Consider the following 19,117-nt stretch of genomic DNA (forward strand, 5'->3'; position numbering starts at 1 on the left):
CTAGAACAGCGGCAGCCGGTCGTCCTGAATCAGGATCTCCAGCTTGTCGGAGACGTCCTGCGTCCACGCGCGGTGTCCTGTCAAAGCTGCCGGGAAGAGTCCGGGAAGGGTGAAAAGAGCCGCCGAGATCGCCAGGCCGGTGCGCGGGACATCGGCGATGAGAGCGGCGATTTCGCCTGCACGGGGATCGCGCAGTTCATAGCGCTCGCCGTTGCCGTGCTCGCCGATCGCATAGCGCATCCATGCCGCAACGGCGATCGCATAGGTCTCCGCCTTGTCGCCATGCGCCAGTGCCTCGGTTGCCGGTTCCAGCAGCCGCTGCGGCAGTTTCTGCGTGCCGTCCATGGCAATCTGATAGGTGCGATGCGCAATCGCCTTGTTTGCAAAGCGCGCTATCAATTCGCTGGCATAGTCATCGAGGTCGATGCCGGGAACCGCATCGAGCGTTCTTGCGGCCGCATGCATGTGGCGGTAGGCAAGGGCCGCCAGGCCGGCATCATCCATCACGTCGCGGATGAATTCATAGCCACCGATATAACCGAGATAGGCGAGCAGCGAATGCGCGCCGTTCAGCATCCGGAGCTTCATCTTCTCATAGGCCGAAACATCCGTGACCATCAAGGCGCTGGCCTTCTCCCAGGCCGGCCGGCCATTGGCGAAATGATCTTCGATCACCCATTGCGTGAAGGGTTCGGTCTCGATCGCCGCCAGATCCTGCCGTCCGGTCAGCCGTTCGGCATCCTGGTAGGTCGCCTCGGTGCTCGCCGGCGTGATGCGGTCGACCATGGTCGAGGGGAAGGGCACATTTGCCTCGATCCATTGACGAAGTGAGGGGTCGACGCGTTCGGCGAAATCGAGAACCAGTCGTTTCAGAACGGCGCCGTTGCTCGGAAGATTGTCACAGCTGAGCAGTGTGAAGGGGGCGAGGCCCTTCGCCCGGCGCCGGGAAAGTCCCTCGACCAGATAGCCGATGACGCCGCGCGGCGCATGACGGTTGGCAAGGTCAGCCGCCACATCGGCATGGTTGAGGTCGAGCCCTCCCGTCGCGGTATCCAGGCCATAGGCCTTTTCCGTCACCGTCAGGCTGACGATGCGGATCGCCGGATCTTCCAGCCGATCGAGCAGTCCTGCCGGATCACGTGTCGCCACATGCGCCCGCAGAATGGGGCCGATCACCTGCGCCACCGTGCCCGACGTATCGCGGATCAGCATCGTATAGAGGCCGTTCTGCTCGTTCAGGTGATCGGCGACATCGGCAGTGCGCAGGCTCGCCACCTCGATGCCCCAGTCTCCGCCGCTTGCCGCAAGTGCGGCATCGGTAAACGGCGCGAAATGCGCGCGGAAGAAAGCGCCCGGCCCGAGATGCAGGATGCCGCTTTTCAGCTGGTTACGGTCATAGGCGGGAAGCTTCGCCGTCGGGGCGAGGCCGGAAAGGGTCTGCAGTCGTTCGCTCACAGCTTGTAGGCCTTCTTCGCATTGCCATAGGAGAGCTCGCCTGCAACGATTTCGGCTTCCCGCTTGGAAATCCGGTGCTCGGCGGCGAGCTGGGCGAGGAAACGGCAGACTTCGCGGCGCCAGACGTCATGCCGGGCCGGAATCGAAAGCAGCGCACGCGTATCGTCGTTGAAACCCGCCATATTGGCAAAGCCGGCCGTCTCGACGACCTGGTCGAGGTAGCGCCGGATGCCGTTCGGGCTGTCGTGGAACCACCAGGGCGGGCCGATCATCAGGCAGGGCCAATGGCCGACCATTGGCGCCATCTCGCGCGCATAGGTCGTCTCGTCGAGCGTGAAGAGCAGCACGCGCAGCCCCGGCGCGTGGCCGTATCTGGAAAGCAGCGCATTCAGGCCGCCGACCCAGTCGGTGCTTGTCGGGATATCGGCGCCCATATTGGGGCCTCGGGTCGAGAAAAGTCCGCGGTCGGTGTTGCGTCTGGAGCCGGCATGGATCTGCATCACCATGCCGTCCTCAGCCGAAAGCCCGGCCATTTCGGTCATCATCTGGCCACGGAAGAGCTCGGCCTCCCCGGCCGAAAGCGGCCCCTTCAGCGCCTTCTCGAGCAGCGCCTGCTTTTCGGCAAGCGGCAGATCTGATGTAAAGGCTGTGGGCACGCCGTGATCGGTCGCGGTGGCGCCGAACTGGCGGAAATAGGCGCGTCGGCGCCGATGCGCCTCGATCAGACCGTCCCAGCGCGTCACGTCGGTGCCGGTGATCTCTCCGAACTTGACAAGATTGTCGCGGAAGCCGACGGCGTCGGGATCGGTGACACTGTCCGGCCTGTAGGTGGTGCGCACCTTGCCGATCCATCCGTCGGCCGCCATCTTCTGGTGATGCGCCAGAGGATCGAGCGCCCCATCCGTCGTCGCGATCGTTTCGATGCCGAATCGCTGATGCAGCGCCCGCGGGCGGAATTCGGGAAGGGCAAGCTGGGCATTGATATGATCGTAGAGCGCATCGGCATTGTCAGCCGTCAGCGGCTCGGTGCAGCCGAGTACGGCCGACATGGCGTGGTCGACCCAGAGGCTCGAAGGCGTTCCGCGGAAGAGATGATAATGTGCGGCAAATGTCCGCCAGATCGCCCGCCCCTCAGCCACCGGCTTGCCGTCGAGCCGCGGCACGCCGAGTTCGTCCAAAGTGACGCCGACGCTGTGCAGCATGCGGAAGAGATAGTGATCGGGAATGACCAGCAGCGAGGCCGCGTCTTCAAAGGGCTTGTCGTCGGCGAACCAGGAAGGTTCAGTATGCCCGTGCGGACTGACGATCGGAAGATTGCGCACTGTCTCGTAGAGGTCTCGCGCGATGGTCCGTGTTGCCGGATCAGCCGGGAAAAGCCGGTCCGGATGAAGAAAGCCGTTTCCTGCATCCATCAGTATTCCTCCCTGATGGCTAAGGGCCTACCCCACAACATCAGGCACGGCAAGGTCTTTTAGTAACCAAACGGTACAGTTTTGCGCATGGCTGCGCCGGGTAGGGAAAGCATTGACGCGGCGGCCTATTTCCGCTTTGCAGAACCATCTGTTCTGCCGGTTTCGGCAAAGGAGGGTCTAGAGCCTTTCCGGGTTAGATTGTAGCATTCTGTTGGCTCAAACGGAGTCGGATGGTCGACCGTCAGGCGCGCGTCGTAGCCAAGCTCTACGGCCAAGCCGGCCGGTCGATCAGCCGGCCCGTTTCAGCCAACCTTCCCGCAGATTTGCCTGGCAAATCTGCAAGACTTAGAAGCGCCGGACGCACCTATTGCTTCGCATAGCGAAGCAGTGCGGCCGGTGGGCCGGGCATCTTTCCGCCAGGGCAAAGGCGATCGGCTCGGACGTACCAAGAGGTATGCCCTTCGCCAATCGCCTTTGCCCTGACGAAAATCTGCTCCGGCAGAATCCTGCAATCTAACCCGGAAAGGCTCTAATGTCCGACGAGACGAACCGCATCACCCAGCTGGAAGAAATGCTGGCCCACCAGGCAAAGACGATCGAAGAGCTTTCCGATCAGCTCGCCGAGCAGTGGAAGACGGTCGAACAGATGCGCACCAAGCTCGACCGGCTCACCGAACGCTTCCTGTCGCTCGAGGAGCAGTCGCTGGAAGCTCCTGGCATCACCCGCCCGCCGCATTATTGACGGCACGCGGCGCAATGCCGCGTGCCTGTCTCATTAGGATGGTGAATCAGACGCCGCCGATGCAGAGATATTTCATTTCCAGATAGTCGTCGGCGCCGTGCCGCGAGCCTTCGCGGCCGAGGCCGGATTGCTTGATGCCGCCGAAGGGCGCCGTCTCGGAGGACATCAGGCCGGTATTGATGCCGATCATGCCGTATTCCAGCGCTTCCGCCACCCGCCAGACCTTTTTCAGATCGCCGGCGTAGAAATAGGCGGCGAGGCCGAACTCCGTGTCGTTTGCCTGTTGAATGACATCCTCGACTGTGTCGAAGCGAAAGAGCGGCGCCACCGGCCCGAAGGTCTCCTCGCGCGCCACCTTCATGCCGCGCGCAACGCCGGTCAGCACCGTCGGCGTGAAGAAGGTGCCGGCGCCGTCGATGCGCTTGCCGCCGGTCAGCACCTTGGCGCCCTTGGCAAGCGCGTCGCTGACATGATCTTCCACCTTGGCAAGGCCTTGCGCGTCGATCAGCGGTCCGATCACGACACCCGGCTTGAAGCCATCGCCGACCGACATCTCGGCGACCTTGGCGGCAAGCTTGGCTGCAAAGGCGTCATAGACGTTCGACTGGACATAGAGGCGGTTGGCACAGACGCAGGTCTGGCCGGCATTGCGGTATTTGGAGGCGATCGCGCCTTCGACGGCAGCGTCGAGATCGGCATCGTCAAAGACGATGAAGGGCGCGTTGCCGCCGAGCTCCAGGCTCACCTTCTTGATCTGGTCGGCGCACTGCCGCATCAGGATACGGCCGACCTCCGTCGAACCGGTGAAGCTGATTTTGCGCACCTTTTCGTTGCCGCAGAGTTCGCGGCCGATTGCCGGGCCGTCGACCCCGACGATGACGTTGAAGACGCCGGCCGGAATGCCGGCCTGCTCGGCGAGTACGGCAAGTGCTATCGCCGTCAGCGGCGTCTGTTCTGCGGGCTTCGAGACCACGGTGCAGCCGACGGCAAGCGCCGGGGCGATCTTGCGGGTGATCATCGCCGCCGGGAAATTCCACGGCGTGATCGTGCCGACGACGCCGACCGGCTGCCTGATGACGATCATCCGTTTATCATCGGAAGGCGCGGGGATCGTCTCGCCATAGATGCGTTTGGCTTCTTCCGCATACCATTCGATATAGGCCGCGGCATAGAGGATCTCGCCGCGCGCTTCCGGGAACGGCTTGCCCATTTCGGCGGTCAGGATTGCGGCGAGTTCGTCGGCATTGGCAACCATCAGGTCGAACCATTTGCGCAGGATCGCGCTGCGCTCCTTGGCCGGACGAGCCGCCCAGGCCGGCTGGGCGGCATGAGCCGCATCGATCGCCGCCCGCGTCTCGGCCGCACCCATATCGGGCAGCGAGGCGAGTAGCTCGCCGGTTGCCGGGTTCAGAACGTCGAATGTCCGAGTGGCATCGCCTGATGTCCAGACCCCGTCGATATAGCCGGCATCGCGCAGCAGCGGCGAGGAGAAGTGAACGTGTTTGGTCAGCGCGTTGGTGAAAGCCATGTCATATCCTCCTTGGGAGTGCGGCTGCCGGTTGCCGGCAGCCGCTGAAATCCGGGTTCGGTGCGGTCACTTGCCCGCGCTCGCCTCCAGCATTGAGGCTTCGATAATATCGAGCGCTTCGCCGAGGACCTCGTCCTGGATGGTGATCGGCGCGAGGAAGCGGATGACGTTTCCGTGGGTGCCGCAGGTGAGCAGGATCAGACCCTTGTCGAGCGCGATCAGCCGCACCCGGTTGGCGAATTCCGCGCTCGGCAGTCCCGTCGTCCGGTCGTTGAATTCGACCGCGTTCATGAAACCCGGCCCGCGGATGTCGACGATCTCCGGCACCGTCTCGCGCAACGATTCCAGCCGCTGCTTCAGCCGCCCGCCGAGCTGGTTGGCCCGGTTGCAGAGATCCTCGTCGACAATGACGTCGAGCACGGCATGGGCGGCCGCGATACCCAGCGGATTGCCGCCATAGGTGCCGCCGAGCCCGCCCGGTCCCGGCGCATCCATGATTTCGGCGCGGCCGGTAACCGCGGCGAGCGGAAAGCCGCCGGCCAGGCTCTTTGCCATCGTTGTCAGGTCAGGCGCCACCTCGTGGTGATCCATTGCGAACATCCTGCCGGTGCGGGCAAAACCGGTCTGCACCTCGTCGGCGATCAGCAGGATGCCGTGCTGGTCGCAGAGCTCGCGCAGCGCCTTCATGAAGGCGGCGGGGGCCGCATAGAAGCCGCCTTCGCCCTGCACCGGCTCGATGATGATGGCGGCGACGCGCTGCGGATCGATATCGGCGGCAAAGAGCTTCTTCAACGCCGCCAGCGACTGATCGGCGGTGACGCCGTGCAGCTCGATCGGGAAGGGAACGTGGAACACATCGCCCGGCATCGCGCCGAAACCGACCTTGTAGGGCACGACCTTGCCGGTCAGCGCCATGCCCATGAAGGTGCGGCCATGGAAGCCGCCGCCAAAGGCGATGACGGCCGAACGGCCGGTTGCGGCGCGCGCGATCTTGACGGCGTTCTCGACCGCTTCGGCGCCTGTCGTCACGAAGATCGTCTTCTTCTCGAAGTCGCCGGGCACCAGCACGTTCAGCCGTTCGGCCAGATGGACGTAGCTTTCATAGGGCACCACCTGATGGCAGGTATGGGTGAAGCGGTCGAGCTGATCCTTGACCGCTGCGATGACCCGGGGATGGCGGTGGCCGGTGTTGAGAACGGCGATGCCGGCGGCGAAATCGATGTAACGGCGGCCCTCCTTGTCCCAGATCTCCGCATTCTCTGCGCGATCCGCATAAATCTGTGTCGTCATGCCGACGCCGCGTGAAATAGCAGCGTTCTTCCGGTCCGTAAGGTTGATCGCGTTCATCGATGCGCTCCTGCGCTGAAAAGGGGCTTCAGAACTATCTTGCATAAGTTCTGCAAGATGTGTAGAAAGTTCCTACATTTTTCCTGCAAGAAATCAAGCGACATTTTTTGCTTCAAACATCGCGCTTTTTGATGAAGGCTCTGGGGCGATTGGAATCGGGGATACTTTCGGATGAACGATAATGGACCTGTACGCTACAAGGTGGCGGAAGCCGCGCGGCTGGCAGGCGTTTCGGCCTCGACGCTGCGCCTCTGGGAAAGCCAGGGTCTGGTGGTTCCCGGCCGTTCGGAAACCGGCCATCGGCAATACAGCGCCGACGATGTGGCGCGGTTGAAGCGCATCTCCTGGTATCGTGTCGAGCGTGGTCTCAATCCCGCGGCAATCCGCGAGGCGTTGGAGAGCGAGGAGCCCTCCGCCGATAGCACCGAGGCGAGCCAGGACAACGGCCTCGGCCGCAAGCTGCGCAGCCTGCGCCATGCGAGCGGCAAGACGCTCGATCAGGTGGCCGGCGACATCGGCGTCACCTCGTCGACGCTCTCGACGCTGGAGCGCACCTCGCAGGGCGTCAGTTTCAAGACGCTGCATGATCTTGCCGAATATTACGGCACCACCGTCTCCCGCCTTTCCGGCGAAGAAAATGGGGACGTGCCGGTGCTGGTGCGCGCGGGCGAATGGCGCAAGTGGCCGGAAACAACGCCGGGTGTCACGGTGCAGCTCCTTGCCGAAGGCCGCAGGATGATGGATTGCCATCGTTTCGTGCTGGCGCCGGGTGCTGCCAGCGAAGGCGCCTATCGCCACGAGGGCGAGGAATTCATGCATGTTCTGTCCGGCCGGCTCGAACTGGTGCTCGACAGCGATCAATTCTTCGATCTCGGGCCTGGCGATTCACTTTATTTCGAAAGCCGCCGCGACCATTCCTGGCGCAATCGCCACGATGGCGAAACCGTGCTTCTCTGGATTAACACGCCGCCGACTTTCTGAACCGCCAGCACGATGCGAAGATTAAGAGAGGTAGAGCGTCCTAAATCCGTCCGAGAGGACGCACGGCACTCTAGTGGCAGGAAAGCGGTTTCGCATTCTGCGCCTTTGCGCTATAGCGCTGCTGCATAATTCCTTAAATCGGAATCGATTTGAGGATAAAATTATGCAGCCATTCAAAGTGCTACAGCGTCCTTTGCGGCTCTCGAAAAGACGCGCGGCGCTGTAGGGGATGCATTCGAACGAAAGACAGTCTCATGGCGGCGACCATACGTTTTCACGAAGGCGATATTTCCGCGGCCGATGCCGCCCGCTACACCGGCGCGATAGCAATCGACACCGAAACGCTCGGCCTGGTGCCGCGCCGCGATCGGCTCTGCGTCGTCCAGCTTTCGCCGGGCGACGGCACCGCCGATATCATCCGCATCGCCGCCGGCCAGAAGCAGGCGCCCATTCTTGTCGCCCTGCTCGAAGACCCCACCCATCAGAAGATCTTTCATTACGGCCGCTTCGATATTGCCGTGCTCTTCCATACTTTCGGCGTCACGACGACCCCGGTTTTCTGCACCAAGATCGCCTCGCGCCTGATCCGAACTTATACGGATCGCCACGGCCTCAAGGATAATCTCAAGGAGATGCTCGACGTCGATGTCTCCAAGGCGCAGCAATCTTCCGATTGGGCGGCCGAGACGCTGTCTCCGGCCCAGCTCGAATATGCCGCGTCCGACGTGCTTTATCTGCATGCGTTGCGCGATAAGCTGACGGAACGCCTCATCCGCGACGGCCGCTACGATCATGCGACGGCCTGCTTCGAATTCCTGCCGACCCGCGCCAAGCTCGACCTGCTTGGCTGGGAAGAGGCCGATATCTTCGCCCACAGCTGAGCGAATGGCCTTCATTCTGCGACATGCATGAAAAACACGGCCGTGGACAGGCTTGTCCGCGGCCGTTAGCGATTCATTAACGCCTGTTTATTAACATTCCTGTTAATTTTTATGCATTCGATGACGCCGAAACTGCGTCATGCGGACAGGAGGATCTGCTGGGATGCAAGGGGACCGGATGAGCGCGGTCCTTTTCTAGAGCCTGCTTTCATCGTCACTTTACGAAAGGAGCATGCCATGTTGACTCCCGTTCGTGCAGCGTCCAATGCAAGCTTTTCGTCCCAGGGTCAGACAGCGGCGATCGTCGCCAGCGGTCTCGGCCACTCCGTGATTGCCCCCCCGCCCGTCAACGCCGTCGAAGCCGCAGACCTCAATTCCGCCATTGCCGGCAAGCTCAATATTCTGCTCCTTGCGGCGCGCGAGCGCATGGTCGAAGCCCTTTTCGATGTCATCGATGCGGCAGGCCGCTCGATCTCGCTGGATCGTGGCGAGGACGAGAGCAATCTTGCCTTCGCCTCTCGGCTGGCCGATGCCATCCGGCAGCTGCCAACCGCTGGGATCGACGAGGTTGAGCGCCAGCTCACCGAGCAGGGGCATAGCGTGCCGCTCCGGACAATCGCCGAGGCCCTGAAGAACCCGACAGGCCCTGAAGCCGCCCGCATCGTCGCCTATCTGGAAATCGTCCGCTACAAGGATCGCGACCTCGCCGCCCGCGCCGTCGTCCGCTCCTATGGCCAGAATGACGCTTCGCCGATGCGCGCCGAAGCTCGCCCCGAGATCCGGCTGCATGAGGACAGCCTGCCTGCCGCCATGCGCCAGCCGGCAGACAAGGTGGCCGCGCCGGCCGATTCGCTGATCGAGGCCGCAGCTCTGACGACCACCGAAGAAGCGCTTATCGCCGAATCCGTGGAAGCTGCCGATCCCGAAACGTCGCAGGCTGAAAACCGGGCTCAGCCCACCCCTGCGACGGCAAGCGAGGTCGCCCCGGAAAAGTCTGCGTCGCAGGAGATCGAAACCCGGCAACCCTTGTCGACGGAAGCCGCAGCGGCCGACGATACGCAGGAAACGCCGGAGCCGCCTGCCATCCAACCCCACGCGATGTCGGAAAAGGTCGATCCTGTCATTCCCAGGAACTGGGCAGGAATCGTTGCCTCCATGACCGAAGAAGTCTCCGAGCTGATCGCCACGATCATCCGCGAGCAAGACGTCGAAACCGTGCTGGAGGATGTTGCCGTCGAGGCGGCAGTGGAGATTGATGCGATCCTCGACGACGCCGTCATCAGCGATGCGACCGAGACCTTGAGGCAGCCGGCCGAATTCACAGCACCCGATCCCCGCCAATCAGCAGCACTCCGCCCACCGCAGATGGATATTGAGGCCGCGGCGGCGGCAGCCCGTCAGCCGAAAGAAATCTCCGCGCAACCGCAGATGATGCCGATCCCCGAGACGGCCGAGGCCTCTTATGTGCCGCTGGCGGCAAAGATGCCGGAGGGCCTTGCCTATAGCCAGCTGCCCTACCAATTCGCCAAGGATACGCCATCGAACGAGAAGGCGGGCGAAACGCACCACCAGCATCAGAACCACCGCGACGACGCGTCCGAGGATCAGCAGCAGGCACGGTCCGGTGGCGAGGATGCCGAGCCCGATGCCGAAACGACCGACGCGGCACCCGAGCGGAGGACGCCGAGGATGATCGATGCCGAACCGTTGGCTTATCAGCCCGGCCGCCCGGCCGACGACCCGGTCTATGCGCTCTATCAGCGCATGGTCGGCTGGGAATAACACTTTGATCGCCTGAAAATGAAGAACCCGCCGGATCGCTCCGGCGGGTTCTTCAATTCAAAGGCGGATGCGAGGCTCATTCGCCGCCGCGGTTCTTCAGGGCTGCGCCCAGGATGTCGCCGAGCGAAGCGCCGCTGTCGGACGAACCGAACTGGGCAACGGCTTCCTTCTCTTCCGCAATCTCCAGAGCCTTGATGGACAGCATGATCTTGCGGTCCTTCTTGGAGAAGTTGGTGACGCGGGCGTCGAAGACCTGGCCGACCGAGAAGCGCTCAGGGCGCTGTTCGTCGCGGTCGCGGGCGAGATCGGCGCGACGGATGAAGGAAGTGATGTCTTCGTGGTTGACGAGCTTCACTTCGACACCGCCGTCGTTGACCGCGATGACTTCGCAGGAAACGACTGCATTCTTGCGCAGGTCGCCAGAAGCAGCGGCGTCGCCGACTGCATCCTTGCCGAGCTGCTTGATGCCGAGCGAGATGCGTTCCTTCTCGACATCGACGTCGAGAACGACGGCCTTGACGACGTCACCCTTGTTGAACTCCTCGATGACCTGTTCGCCCGGACGGTTCCAGTCGAGGTCGGAGAGGTGCACCATGCCGTCGACATCGCCGTCGAGGCCGATGAACAGGCCGAATTCGGTCTTGTTCTTGACTTCGCCTTCGACTTCAGTGCCGGCCGGATGGCTGCGGGCGAATGCTGCCCACGGGTTTTCCAGCGTCTGCTTGAGGCCGAGCGAAATACGGCGCTTGGACGGATCGACTTCGAGAACGACGACTTCGACTTCCTGGCTCGTGGACAGGATCTTGCCGGGGTGAACGTTCTTCTTGGTCCAGGACATTTCCGAGATGTGGATCAGGCCTTCGATGCCTGGCTCCAGCTCGACGAATGCACCATAGTCGGTGATATTCGTAACGGTACCGGAAATCTTCTTGCCTTCCGGATACTTGGCCTGGATGCCATCCCACGGATCGCTCTCGAGCTGCTTCATGCCGAGCGAGATACGGTGGGTTTCCTGGTTGATGCGGATGATCTGAACCTTGACCTGCTGGCCGATGTTCAGGATTTCCGACGGATGGTTCACACGGCGCCATGCCATGTCGGTGACGTGCAGCAGGCCGTCGATGCCGCCGAGGTCAACGAACGCACCGTAATCGGTGATGTTCTTGACGACGCCGTCAACAACCTGGCCTTCTTCGAGGTTCTGAACGATTTCAGAACGCTGTTCGGCACGGGATTCTTCCAGAACCGTACGGCGCGAAACCACGATGTTGCCGCGGCGCTTGTCCATCTTGAGGATTTCGAAGGGCTGCGGATTGTGCATCAGCGGGGTCACGTCGCGGATCGGGCGAATATCGACCTGAGAACGCGGCAGGAAGGCGATCGCACCGTCGAGGTCGACCGTGAAGCCGCCCTTGACCTGGTTGAAGATCACGCCTTCGACGCGCTCGCCAGCTTCGAACTTGGCTTCGAGCTTGACCCAGCTTTCTTCGCGGCGAGCCTTCTCGCGCGACAGAACGGCTTCGCCAAGCGCGTTTTCGATGCGCTCGACATAAACTTCGACTTCGTCGCCGACCTTCAACAGGCCGTCCTTGGCGCGCGCGCCGAATTCCTTGAGCGCGATGCGGCCTTCAACCTTCAGGCCGACGTCGACAACGGCGACGTCCTTCTCGATGCCCGTGACGATGCCCTTGGTGACATAGCCTTCGGCCAGGTCGTTCTTGGCAAAGGACTCTTCGAGAAGAGCCGCGAAATCCTCGCGGGAGGGGGTAGCTACTGACATAAAATCTCCTGCGTGTCCTGAAACGGAAGCGGACACGTATGCGCCGGTTGGTTTGCGTTGAACGGGCCTGAACCCAGTCCGCCCTCTCACGAAGGCAATCCGGCGCTTGGACGGAATTTCAGGCTTGCTATATTAGAAGCGATCCATGCTCAGAGCACGCAAAATCGCTTGAATTTAGGCATTTCGGCTCAAGACCGCATCGATGATCGATTGAGCAGCTTGAAACGCGGCCTCTATACTCATTTCCGACGTATCAAGCAAGTGCGCATCGACCGCTGGTTTCAAAGGGCTGTCGGCCCGTCCCATGTCGCGTTCGTCGCGCCGCTTGACGTCCTCGAAGATCGCATCGAAATCTGCCGCAGCGCCCTTGCCGAGGATCTCGTCATAACGGCGTCTTGCGCGAACTTCCGGCGACGCCGTTACATAGAGTTTCACCGGCGCATCCGGGCAGACGACGGTGCCGATATCGCGCCCATCGAGCACGGTTCCCGGCGCTTTCGCCGAAAACCGCCGTTGCGCCTCGACCAGAGCCCGGCGCACCGCCGGCATGACAGCAATCTTCGAGGCGGCTTCGCCGATCTCATGTTTGGAAAGTATATCGCGATCCAATCCAGCGAGTTCAACCTCTCTTGCGATCTTTTCCGCCACCGCCTCGTCGTCGAGCGGCAGGCCGGCATCGAGCAGCGCCTTGGCCGTGGCGCGATAGGTCAGGCCGGTATCCAGATGATGGAAGCCGTATTGGTCGGCGATGCGGCGTGAGAGCGTGCCCTTGCCGGCTGCCGCCGGGCCATCGATGGCGATAATGAAGGTCTTGTTTGTCATCAAATCAATCCTGCGGCACCGCGCCGAAACGGCGAATGAGTTTGTTTTCGCGGAATTGCCGCGGCTGGTAGATCATTCCGGCACCTCCTCGATCCTTGCTCCAAGGCCGGTCATCAGCTGCATGAATTCAGGAAAGCTGGTCGCGATCATCGCCGCGTCGTCGATCGTGACAGGATGCTCCGAGGCAAGCCCCATGACAAGGAAGCTCATGGCGATGCGATGGTCGAGATGTGTGCTGACCTTGTCGCCGGCAGCGTTGCCGAGGCCCTTGCCGTCAGGCCGGCCGCGCACGATGAGAAAATCCTCGCCTTCGTCGCAATCCACGCCATTGAGTTTCAGTCCGTCGGCCACAGCGGAAAGACGGTCGGACTCCTTGACGCGCAATTCCTCAAGCCCCTTCATGACGGTGACGCCCTCAGCGAAACAGGCGACGACGGCGAGAATAGGATATTCGTCGATCATCGACGGAGCGCGATCTTCGGGAACGGTCACGCCCTTGAGCTCGGAATGGCGCACGCGCATATCCGCCACGTCCTCGCCGCCGGCTAGACGCGCATTCAGCACCTCGATATCAGCCCCCATCTCCTGCAGCGTCAGGATCAGCCCGGTACGGGTCGGGTTCATCAGCACGTTGACGATGGTGATGTCGGAGCCGGGGACAAGCAGCGCTGCAACCAGCGGGAAGGCGGTGGAAGAAGGATCACCGGGAATGTCGATCACCTGGCCCGTCAGCTTGCCCCGGCCTTCGAGCCGGATCGTGCGGACGCCCTCCTCGTCCGTCTCGACGGAAAGGGCGGCGCCGAAACCCTGCAGCATCTTTTCGGTATGGTCGCGCGTCATCACCGGCTCGATGACCGTGGTGACACCCGGCGTATTGAGCCCGGCAAGCAGCACGGCCGATTTCACCTGGGCGGATGCCATCGGCACCCGATAGCGGATCGGGCTCGGCGTTCCCGGGCCTCTGAGCGTCACCGGCAGCCTGTCGCCCTCGGAGGCGCTGACCTGCACGCCCATTTCGCGCAGCGGATTGAGCACGCGGCCCATCGGCCGTTTCGAAAGCGAGGCGTCGCCGATGAAGGTGGAGCGAAAGTCGTAGGTGCCGACGAGGCCCATGGTCAGCCGCACGCCGGTGCCGGCATTGCCGAAGTCGAGCGGCGCGTCAGGTGCAAGCAGCGCGCCGTTGCCGGTGCCCTCGATCAGCCATTGTTCGCCCACCTTGCGGATTCTGGCGCCCATTGCCTGCATTGCCCGGCCGGTATTGATCACGTCCTCGCCTTCGAGCAGGCCGGTGATCCGGGTTTCGCCGGAAGCAAGCCCGCCGAACATGAAGGAACGATGCGAGATCGACTTGTCGCCCGGAATACGCACGCTGCCCGTAAGACCGGCGGATTTGCGGGCGGTGGCGGGCCTGGGCGCAGAGCCGTGCAACATGCGTAATCCTTTGCAAATGCAGTCTATTTTTGCCACAAGACAGGCTTGGCCGGTCGCAATTCCCGTCCGCTTCTGCAGCTGTTGCGGCTCGTTAACACAAACGCGCCGGGCGGTCATCCGTCGGCTTGCCAAAAACCCCGGGCTCCGATCGCAAAGTTTGGCTTTGACATGGGAAGCCACAGCGATTAAGGGGACCGGCTTATAAATTCCGATGGAACGCCGGCTTGATCGGCATTTGCCGAATCTCTTATTCGGTCATTCACACGAGGCTTATAGTGGCGAAAGCGGAACTTGGAACCAAGCGTACCGATCCGGAAACCGGCAAGAAGTTTTATGATCTGAACCGGGATCCGATCGTTTCTCCTTATACCGGCAAGTCCTATCCTCTGTCCTTCTTCGAAGAAACCTCGGCGATCGCCGAAGTTGCCGAAGAAGACGAGGTCGCGGAAGTCGATACTGAAAACACCGAAGTCGAACTGGTTTCGCTGGAAGATGCCGATGAAGCCGCCGGCGGCGACGACATTCCCGATATCGGCGATGACGATGTTGAAATCGAAGGCGACGACGACGACGATACCTTCCTCACACCGGACGAAGACGACGACGATGACGACATGAGCGACATCATCGGCGTGACCGGCGACGACGACGAAGTCTGACGACTGCATTTCGGCCCGGCGAGGAAAAAATTCTCCGGGCCGCATTTTTTTAGGCTTGCTATCTCTGAAAACCGGAAGTAATAAGCCGCCACTCCGCAGGGCACGCCTTGAGGAGTATCCCAGGACCGGCCTCGAGCCGGACCACCTTGATGGGGCTATAGCTCAGCTGGGAGAGCGCTTGCATGGCATGCAAGAGGTCAGCGGTTCGATCCCGCTTAGCTCCACCAGCCTACGCTCTTCGAGCTTCGGCTCGGCAAGCCGAAAGGCTTGACCGGACGAGGGCGAGAAGGAAGCGGAGGCTGCCGCGCCGAAGTTGCGAAGCAACATAGGCGGGCTATGATCCTTCCATGAAGTATGTCTACATTCTCCAGAGTGTCGAATTTCCGGATCGTTATTACGTTGGCGTGACGAGTGACCTGAAGTCGCGCCTGGCGAAGCACAACGCCGGGGAGGTCTCTCATACCTCGAAATACGTCCCTTGGTCTCTCAAGACCTATGTCGCTTTTTCCGATGAAGCGCAGGCCTTTGCTTTCGAGAAATATCTGAAGTCGGCGTCGGGCAGGGCATTCGCAAAGAAAAGACTCTAACTGCCCCGACCGCAACTCCGGCAGGCCGCCTGCGCAGCCCGCCGGCGCCTTGCGCTCACATCTCGACGATAACAGCCGTCACCCGCTTGACCACCGGCAGCACCAATAGCAGGACGGGAAAGGCGATCGCCCAGGAGAGCGCCCATGCGGAGGGCCACATGGCAAGGGCAGGCGCGGTCAGGCCTTGTGCTCTCACGATGCTGATCGCCGAGACGACTGAGGTCATCAACAGCGAGAGGATGAGCGGCATGACCACCGTATTGTAACGTTTGGGGAGTTTGCCTTTGGGCATTTTGATCTCCGTAAGGTGCCGATCAGACAATTGCGCAGCGCCGATCGGCGGGTTGCGCGTTGATTGACGTAAACGCTTACGGAGCTTCGATCTAAAGCAACGCCGTTTCTATGGCCGAAAATGTGCTGCCGTTCAAGTCCGCTCCCATCCGCTTCCGACCGCCTTTGCCAATTCCTCAATGAGAGGATGTATGTTCGTTGCTGGAATCTCAGTGATTCGGCTCCAGGACCCTCAGCCAATGACCAGATCAAGACGCCGTCGCATCATCCGGACCCGACGAACCCTGACCGGGCTCGCCCTCGTCGGCTCGATCTCGTTTCTGGCTGGCATGACCGATGCGACCGGTCTTCTGCTGACCGGCGATTTCGTCTCCTTCATGACAGGCAACACGACGCGGGCGGCACTGGCCTTGAGTGAGGGCAATCTTTATCACGCGGCGGTCCTGATCTCCGCCATCGTCGTTTTCGTGCTTGGCAATGCGGCTGGGGTCGTCATCGCTCATGTCTCCGAGCGCCGCATCTTCGTGGTGCTCGGCTGCGTCGGTCTCGTCCTGGCGCTCGCCTCGATGATGACGGTGCAGAACATGCTGTTCGCGCGGTTCTACATGATCGTTTTTTCCATGGGCATGGTGAACGCTGCCGTCGAACACATCGAAGGCCTGCCGATCGGCCTAACCTATGTGACCGGCGCCCTGTCGCGCTTCGGCCGCGGCATCGGCCGCTGGATCATCGGCGACCGCCATATCGAATGGACGATCCAGATTGTGCCCTGGGGGGGCATGATGCTTGGCGCGATCGTCGGCGCCGTCCTGACGCGGCTGACGGGCGCGCATGCACTGTGGCTGGTCTCCCTCTTCGCCATGGTGCTTGCACTTGCTGCCATGCTCATCCCGCGGCCGCTTCAGCGGCGCTTCAACCAGAAGATAGCGCCACATCGATCGGCCGCTGCGCGCGTGAAATAGAACCGTCGCATTCCTGTTACCGTCGAATCGGATAGAAAGGACCGCCGCCAATCCCCAAGGAGTGGGTCTTGTTCCTGATTTCGAAGCTTGTCTGGATTTTCGCTCAGCCGCTGTCGCTGGCATTCTTCCTCGTCTTCTTTGCCGTGCTTGTCGGTCTTCTGCGTTGGCGTACCTTAAGTATCCTCGGCGCAACGGGTGCGGCCCTCATCCTTTTCGTCACGCTCTACACCACGGCCGGCAACCTTCTGATGCAGGGTCTCGAGCAGCGCTTCGCAAAGCCCGCCGCTGATCCGGGTAGCCTGCAATGCATGATCGTGCTCGGCGGCGCCTTCGAAAATGAGGTGAACACGGCGCGCCACGGCATAGAATTCAACGGCGGGGCCGACCGCTTCATCGAAGCCTTGCGGCTTGCGCAGAAATTTCCGCAGTCGCGCATTCTGGTATCGGGCGGCGACGGCTCCATTTCGGGCATCTATGAAGGCGATGCGGCGGCATCCGAGCGGTTCTTCCCGCTCTTCGGCGTCGACAGGGATCGCCTGATCGAAGAGAGGCAATCGCGCACGACCTTCGAAAATGCCGTTAACACCAAGGAATTCCTGGCAAGCCAGGGGCTTTCCAATTGCCTGCTGATCACCTCGGGTTTCCACATGCCGCGGTCCGTCGGCATCTTCCGCAAGCTCGGCATCGATATCGCGCCCTGGCCGACCGATTATCGCACCGACGGCCAGGTGAGGCTCGGGCTCGATTTCACTCAGCCGAACCTCAACGCGCAGAACCTGGCGACGGCAATCCGCGAATGGTACGGCCTGGTCGGCTATTATCTCGCTGGCCGCACGTCGGAACTTTATCCGCAATAGAGCGCCGCGCGTCCAACAGGACGCGCCAAGGACGCTCTATCACTTTGAATTTGCGAATGACTCGAAAATCGATTCCGATTTCGGGTCTTGCGCTAAGCTATTTCTTCGAGATGGTGACGAATTTCGTGCCGCGGACGCGGGCCGTCACGATGCAGGGATCACCTTCGGTGCGGTCGCAGAAACGCGGATGCATCTTCATCGCCAGCACCATGTTGCCGAAGCGCTGGACGAAATCGTAGCCATAGATCTGCGCCGTCGCGATCATGAAATAACCGCCTTCGGCAACCTGCAGGTAGAAATTATAGGTACAGCCGTCGTCATTGCATTGCGGCCCCTTCTGCCCGTCACAGGTCAGCTGGCCCTCGTTGACCACGGCGTCGATCAGGCCGTCATTGTTGATGTCCTGCCGGATGATGAAGCCGTCGGCAAATTCGGCCGTCTTGCACTGCTCCTGGAAGTGTTTCTTCTCGTAGATCTCAGGATCGGAAATCAGCGATTGCTGGCCGAAGGCGACAGCCGGCATGACAAGCAGCAGGACGATATTCAGAACGGCGAGCACCAGCGTTTTCACGGCTTTCCTCTTTTGGATAAAGGCTCTGTAGCCTAGGGCATGATGCCGAAAAGTGTGAGCGGTTTTCGGACGACATCATGCTCTAACTATATAATTTAGAACAGGATTCAGATTTTTGGTCGACCCGGCCTAAAATCATCCTGTTCTAATGCATGTCGTCTAGAAGTGTGCAGCGGTTTTGGGACAACGACATGCATCAAATAAAGACCTTCGCTTTATGACGCCGCCGCCTTGCGCCGCCCTTGCCGCCGTGGTTCTTTCCCGAGAACAGGTAGAGCATGATGTCGTCCGAAAACCGCTGACACTTTTCGGCATCATGCTCTGAAACTTCTGCCGGTTCCGAGGTTCGCATGTCCTTGCTCGTCTATCTCGATTATGCCGGCATTGCGCTGTTTGCCGCGACGGGCGCGCTCGCCGCCTCGCGCAAGCAGCTGGACCTGATCGGTTTTCTGTTTTTCGCCATGGTGACGGGAACGGGCGGCGGCACGGTGCGCGATATCGTGCTCGGCCGCGTGCCGGTCTTCTGGGTTCTGAACCCGGCCTATATCCTAGTCTGCTGCATCGTGGGCGTCATTGTTTTCTTCACCGCCCATCTGCTGGAATCGCGCTATCGCCTGCTGATCTGGCTGGATGCGATCGGCCTTGCCGCCTATTGCGTGATCGGCGCCGCCAAGGGCCTCGCCGCCACCGGCTCGCCGACCATCGCGATCGTCACCGGCACGCTGACGGCGACGTTTGGCGGCATCCTGCGCGATCTGATGGCAAACGAGCCTTCGGTGTTGTTGAGGCCGGAAATCTACGTGACCGCAGCCCTCATCGGTGCCGGCGTCTTCACGCTCGCCAATGCGCTCGGAATGCAGCTTTATCTGGCGTCTGCCTGCGGCGTCGTGGCGGCCTTTGCGGTGCGCGGTGGAGCCCTGTGGTTCGGCTGGACCTTCCCGACCTACAGGCACAAGCCTGGCCGGCATCCGGACGATGTCATGTGAAGCCTAATGCATGTCGCCCAAAAGTGCGCAGCGGTTTTGGGAC

Annotated in this window: 19 protein-coding genes and 1 tRNA gene; 10 read left to right on the top strand and 10 right to left on the bottom strand. The window is 61.4% G+C overall.

All coding sequences use genetic code 11. From position 1 onward, the window contains the following. A complete protein-coding gene (locus ACD590_RS22825) occupies positions 1-1,455 on the bottom strand; it encodes a mannitol dehydrogenase family protein (protein ID WP_439003404.1) in 1,455 nt (484 codons plus the stop codon). Then, a complete protein-coding gene (uxaC, locus tag ACD590_RS22830; protein ID WP_018244236.1) occupies positions 1,452-2,867 on the bottom strand; it encodes a glucuronate isomerase in 1,416 nt (471 codons plus the stop codon). Before uxaC ends, ACD590_RS22825 begins: the two co-directional genes overlap by 4 nt. 532 nt (positions 2,868-3,399) lie before the next feature. Here uxaC and ACD590_RS22835 point away from each other — a divergent pair. Next, positions 3,400-3,609, top strand: a complete 210-nt coding sequence (locus ACD590_RS22835; protein ID WP_012759624.1) for a SlyX family protein — start codon at positions 3,400-3,402, stop codon at positions 3,607-3,609. 46 nt (positions 3,610-3,655) lie between these two features. Here ACD590_RS22835 and ACD590_RS22840 read toward each other — a convergent pair whose 3' ends face one another. Beyond that, entirely contained in the window at positions 3,656-5,137 is a 1,482-nt protein-coding gene (locus tag ACD590_RS22840; protein ID WP_439003405.1) for an NAD-dependent succinate-semialdehyde dehydrogenase, read from the bottom strand. Positions 5,138-5,203: 66 nt separating this feature from the next. Further along, positions 5,204-6,484, bottom strand: coding sequence for a 4-aminobutyrate--2-oxoglutarate transaminase (locus ACD590_RS22845; RefSeq protein WP_439003406.1), 1,281 nt, complete (start codon positions 6,482-6,484; stop codon positions 5,204-5,206). A gap of 171 nt (positions 6,485-6,655) precedes the next feature. Here ACD590_RS22845 and ACD590_RS22850 point away from each other — a divergent pair, with 171 nt between their 5' ends. The 3 genes from ACD590_RS22850 (at position 6,656) to ACD590_RS22860 (ending at position 10,128) form a co-directional block, all read left to right on the top strand. Next, positions 6,656-7,465 (top strand): MerR family transcriptional regulator, encoded by an 810-nt coding sequence (locus ACD590_RS22850; RefSeq protein ID WP_028731875.1) that lies wholly within the window; start codon positions 6,656-6,658, stop codon positions 7,463-7,465. Between the two features lie 254 nt (positions 7,466-7,719). Beyond that, positions 7,720-8,346, top strand: a complete 627-nt coding sequence (locus ACD590_RS22855) for a ribonuclease D (protein WP_131631193.1) — start codon at positions 7,720-7,722, stop codon at positions 8,344-8,346. A 237-nt stretch (positions 8,347-8,583) separates the two neighbouring features. Further along, complete coding sequence (locus tag ACD590_RS22860) at positions 8,584-10,128, top strand: hypothetical protein (RefSeq protein WP_131631192.1); 1,545 nt, start codon at positions 8,584-8,586, stop codon at positions 10,126-10,128. A 76-nt stretch (positions 10,129-10,204) separates the two neighbouring features. Here the strand turns inward: ACD590_RS22860 and rpsA are convergent, their stop codons facing one another. The 3 genes from rpsA to aroA form a co-directional block, all read right to left on the bottom strand. After that, a complete protein-coding gene (rpsA, locus tag ACD590_RS22865; RefSeq protein ID WP_003544285.1) occupies positions 10,205-11,908 on the bottom strand; it encodes a 30S ribosomal protein S1 in 1,704 nt (567 codons plus the stop codon). A gap of 174 nt (positions 11,909-12,082) precedes the next feature. Further along, positions 12,083-12,730 carry a (d)CMP kinase gene (gene cmk, locus ACD590_RS22870; protein WP_047617636.1) on the bottom strand — a complete coding sequence of 216 codons (648 nt, stop codon included), beginning with the start codon at positions 12,728-12,730 and terminating at the stop codon, positions 12,083-12,085. Between the two features lie 72 nt (positions 12,731-12,802). Next, complete coding sequence (aroA, locus tag ACD590_RS22875; protein WP_439003407.1) at positions 12,803-14,161, bottom strand: 3-phosphoshikimate 1-carboxyvinyltransferase; 1,359 nt, start codon at positions 14,159-14,161, stop codon at positions 12,803-12,805. Positions 14,162-14,436: 275 nt separating this feature from the next. On the opposite strand from aroA, the gene ACD590_RS22880 reads away from it, so the two are divergent. The 3 genes from ACD590_RS22880 (at position 14,437) to ACD590_RS22890 (ending at position 15,407) form a co-directional block, all read left to right on the top strand. Continuing rightward, complete coding sequence (locus ACD590_RS22880) at positions 14,437-14,820, top strand: TIGR02300 family protein (protein WP_003544290.1); 384 nt, start codon at positions 14,437-14,439, stop codon at positions 14,818-14,820. A 151-nt stretch (positions 14,821-14,971) separates the two neighbouring features. Beyond that, positions 14,972-15,047, top strand: a tRNA-Ala gene (locus tag ACD590_RS22885). 120 nt (positions 15,048-15,167) lie between these two features. Continuing rightward, entirely contained in the window at positions 15,168-15,407 is a 240-nt protein-coding gene (locus ACD590_RS22890; RefSeq protein ID WP_028731870.1) for a GIY-YIG nuclease family protein, read from the top strand. 55 nt (positions 15,408-15,462) lie between these two features. Here ACD590_RS22890 and ACD590_RS22895 read toward each other — a convergent pair whose 3' ends face one another. Then, positions 15,463-15,699 carry a DUF2798 domain-containing protein gene (locus tag ACD590_RS22895; RefSeq protein ID WP_112905643.1) on the bottom strand — a complete coding sequence of 79 codons (237 nt, stop codon included), beginning with the start codon at positions 15,697-15,699 and terminating at the stop codon, positions 15,463-15,465. A gap of 238 nt (positions 15,700-15,937) precedes the next feature. Between ACD590_RS22895 and ACD590_RS22900 the strand changes: the two genes are divergently transcribed. Both ACD590_RS22900 and ACD590_RS22905 read left to right on the top strand, forming a co-directional pair. Continuing rightward, entirely contained in the window at positions 15,938-16,660 is a 723-nt protein-coding gene (locus ACD590_RS22900) for a YoaK family protein (RefSeq protein ID WP_112906701.1), read from the top strand. A gap of 68 nt (positions 16,661-16,728) precedes the next feature. Next, the gene (locus tag ACD590_RS22905; protein ID WP_112905644.1) at positions 16,729-17,517 is read left to right on the top strand and encodes a YdcF family protein; all 789 of its coding nucleotides are present in this window, start codon (positions 16,729-16,731) and stop codon (positions 17,515-17,517) included. 97 nt (positions 17,518-17,614) lie between these two features. On the opposite strand, the gene ACD590_RS22910 is transcribed toward ACD590_RS22905, so the two are convergent. Together ACD590_RS22910 and ACD590_RS22915 are read right to left on the bottom strand one after the other, a co-directional pair. Continuing rightward, positions 17,615-18,088, bottom strand: a complete 474-nt coding sequence (locus ACD590_RS22910; protein ID WP_018448035.1) for a hypothetical protein — start codon at positions 18,086-18,088, stop codon at positions 17,615-17,617. A 196-nt stretch (positions 18,089-18,284) separates the two neighbouring features. Then, positions 18,285-18,440 (bottom strand): hypothetical protein, encoded by a 156-nt coding sequence (locus ACD590_RS22915; RefSeq protein WP_018244250.1) that lies wholly within the window; start codon positions 18,438-18,440, stop codon positions 18,285-18,287. On the opposite strand from ACD590_RS22915, the gene ACD590_RS22920 reads away from it, so the two are divergent. Further along, complete coding sequence (locus ACD590_RS22920; RefSeq protein ID WP_064653569.1) at positions 18,439-19,074, top strand: trimeric intracellular cation channel family protein; 636 nt, start codon at positions 18,439-18,441, stop codon at positions 19,072-19,074. The two genes, ACD590_RS22915 and ACD590_RS22920, sit on opposite strands and share 2 nt — an antisense overlap. Positions 19,075-19,117: the final 43 nt, after the last annotated feature.

Origin of the sequence: Rhizobium sp. 862_C5_N1_2 (genome assembly GCF_051811205.1) — a bacterium.
Classification (GTDB): domain Bacteria; phylum Pseudomonadota; class Alphaproteobacteria; order Rhizobiales; family Rhizobiaceae; genus Rhizobium; species Rhizobium leguminosarum.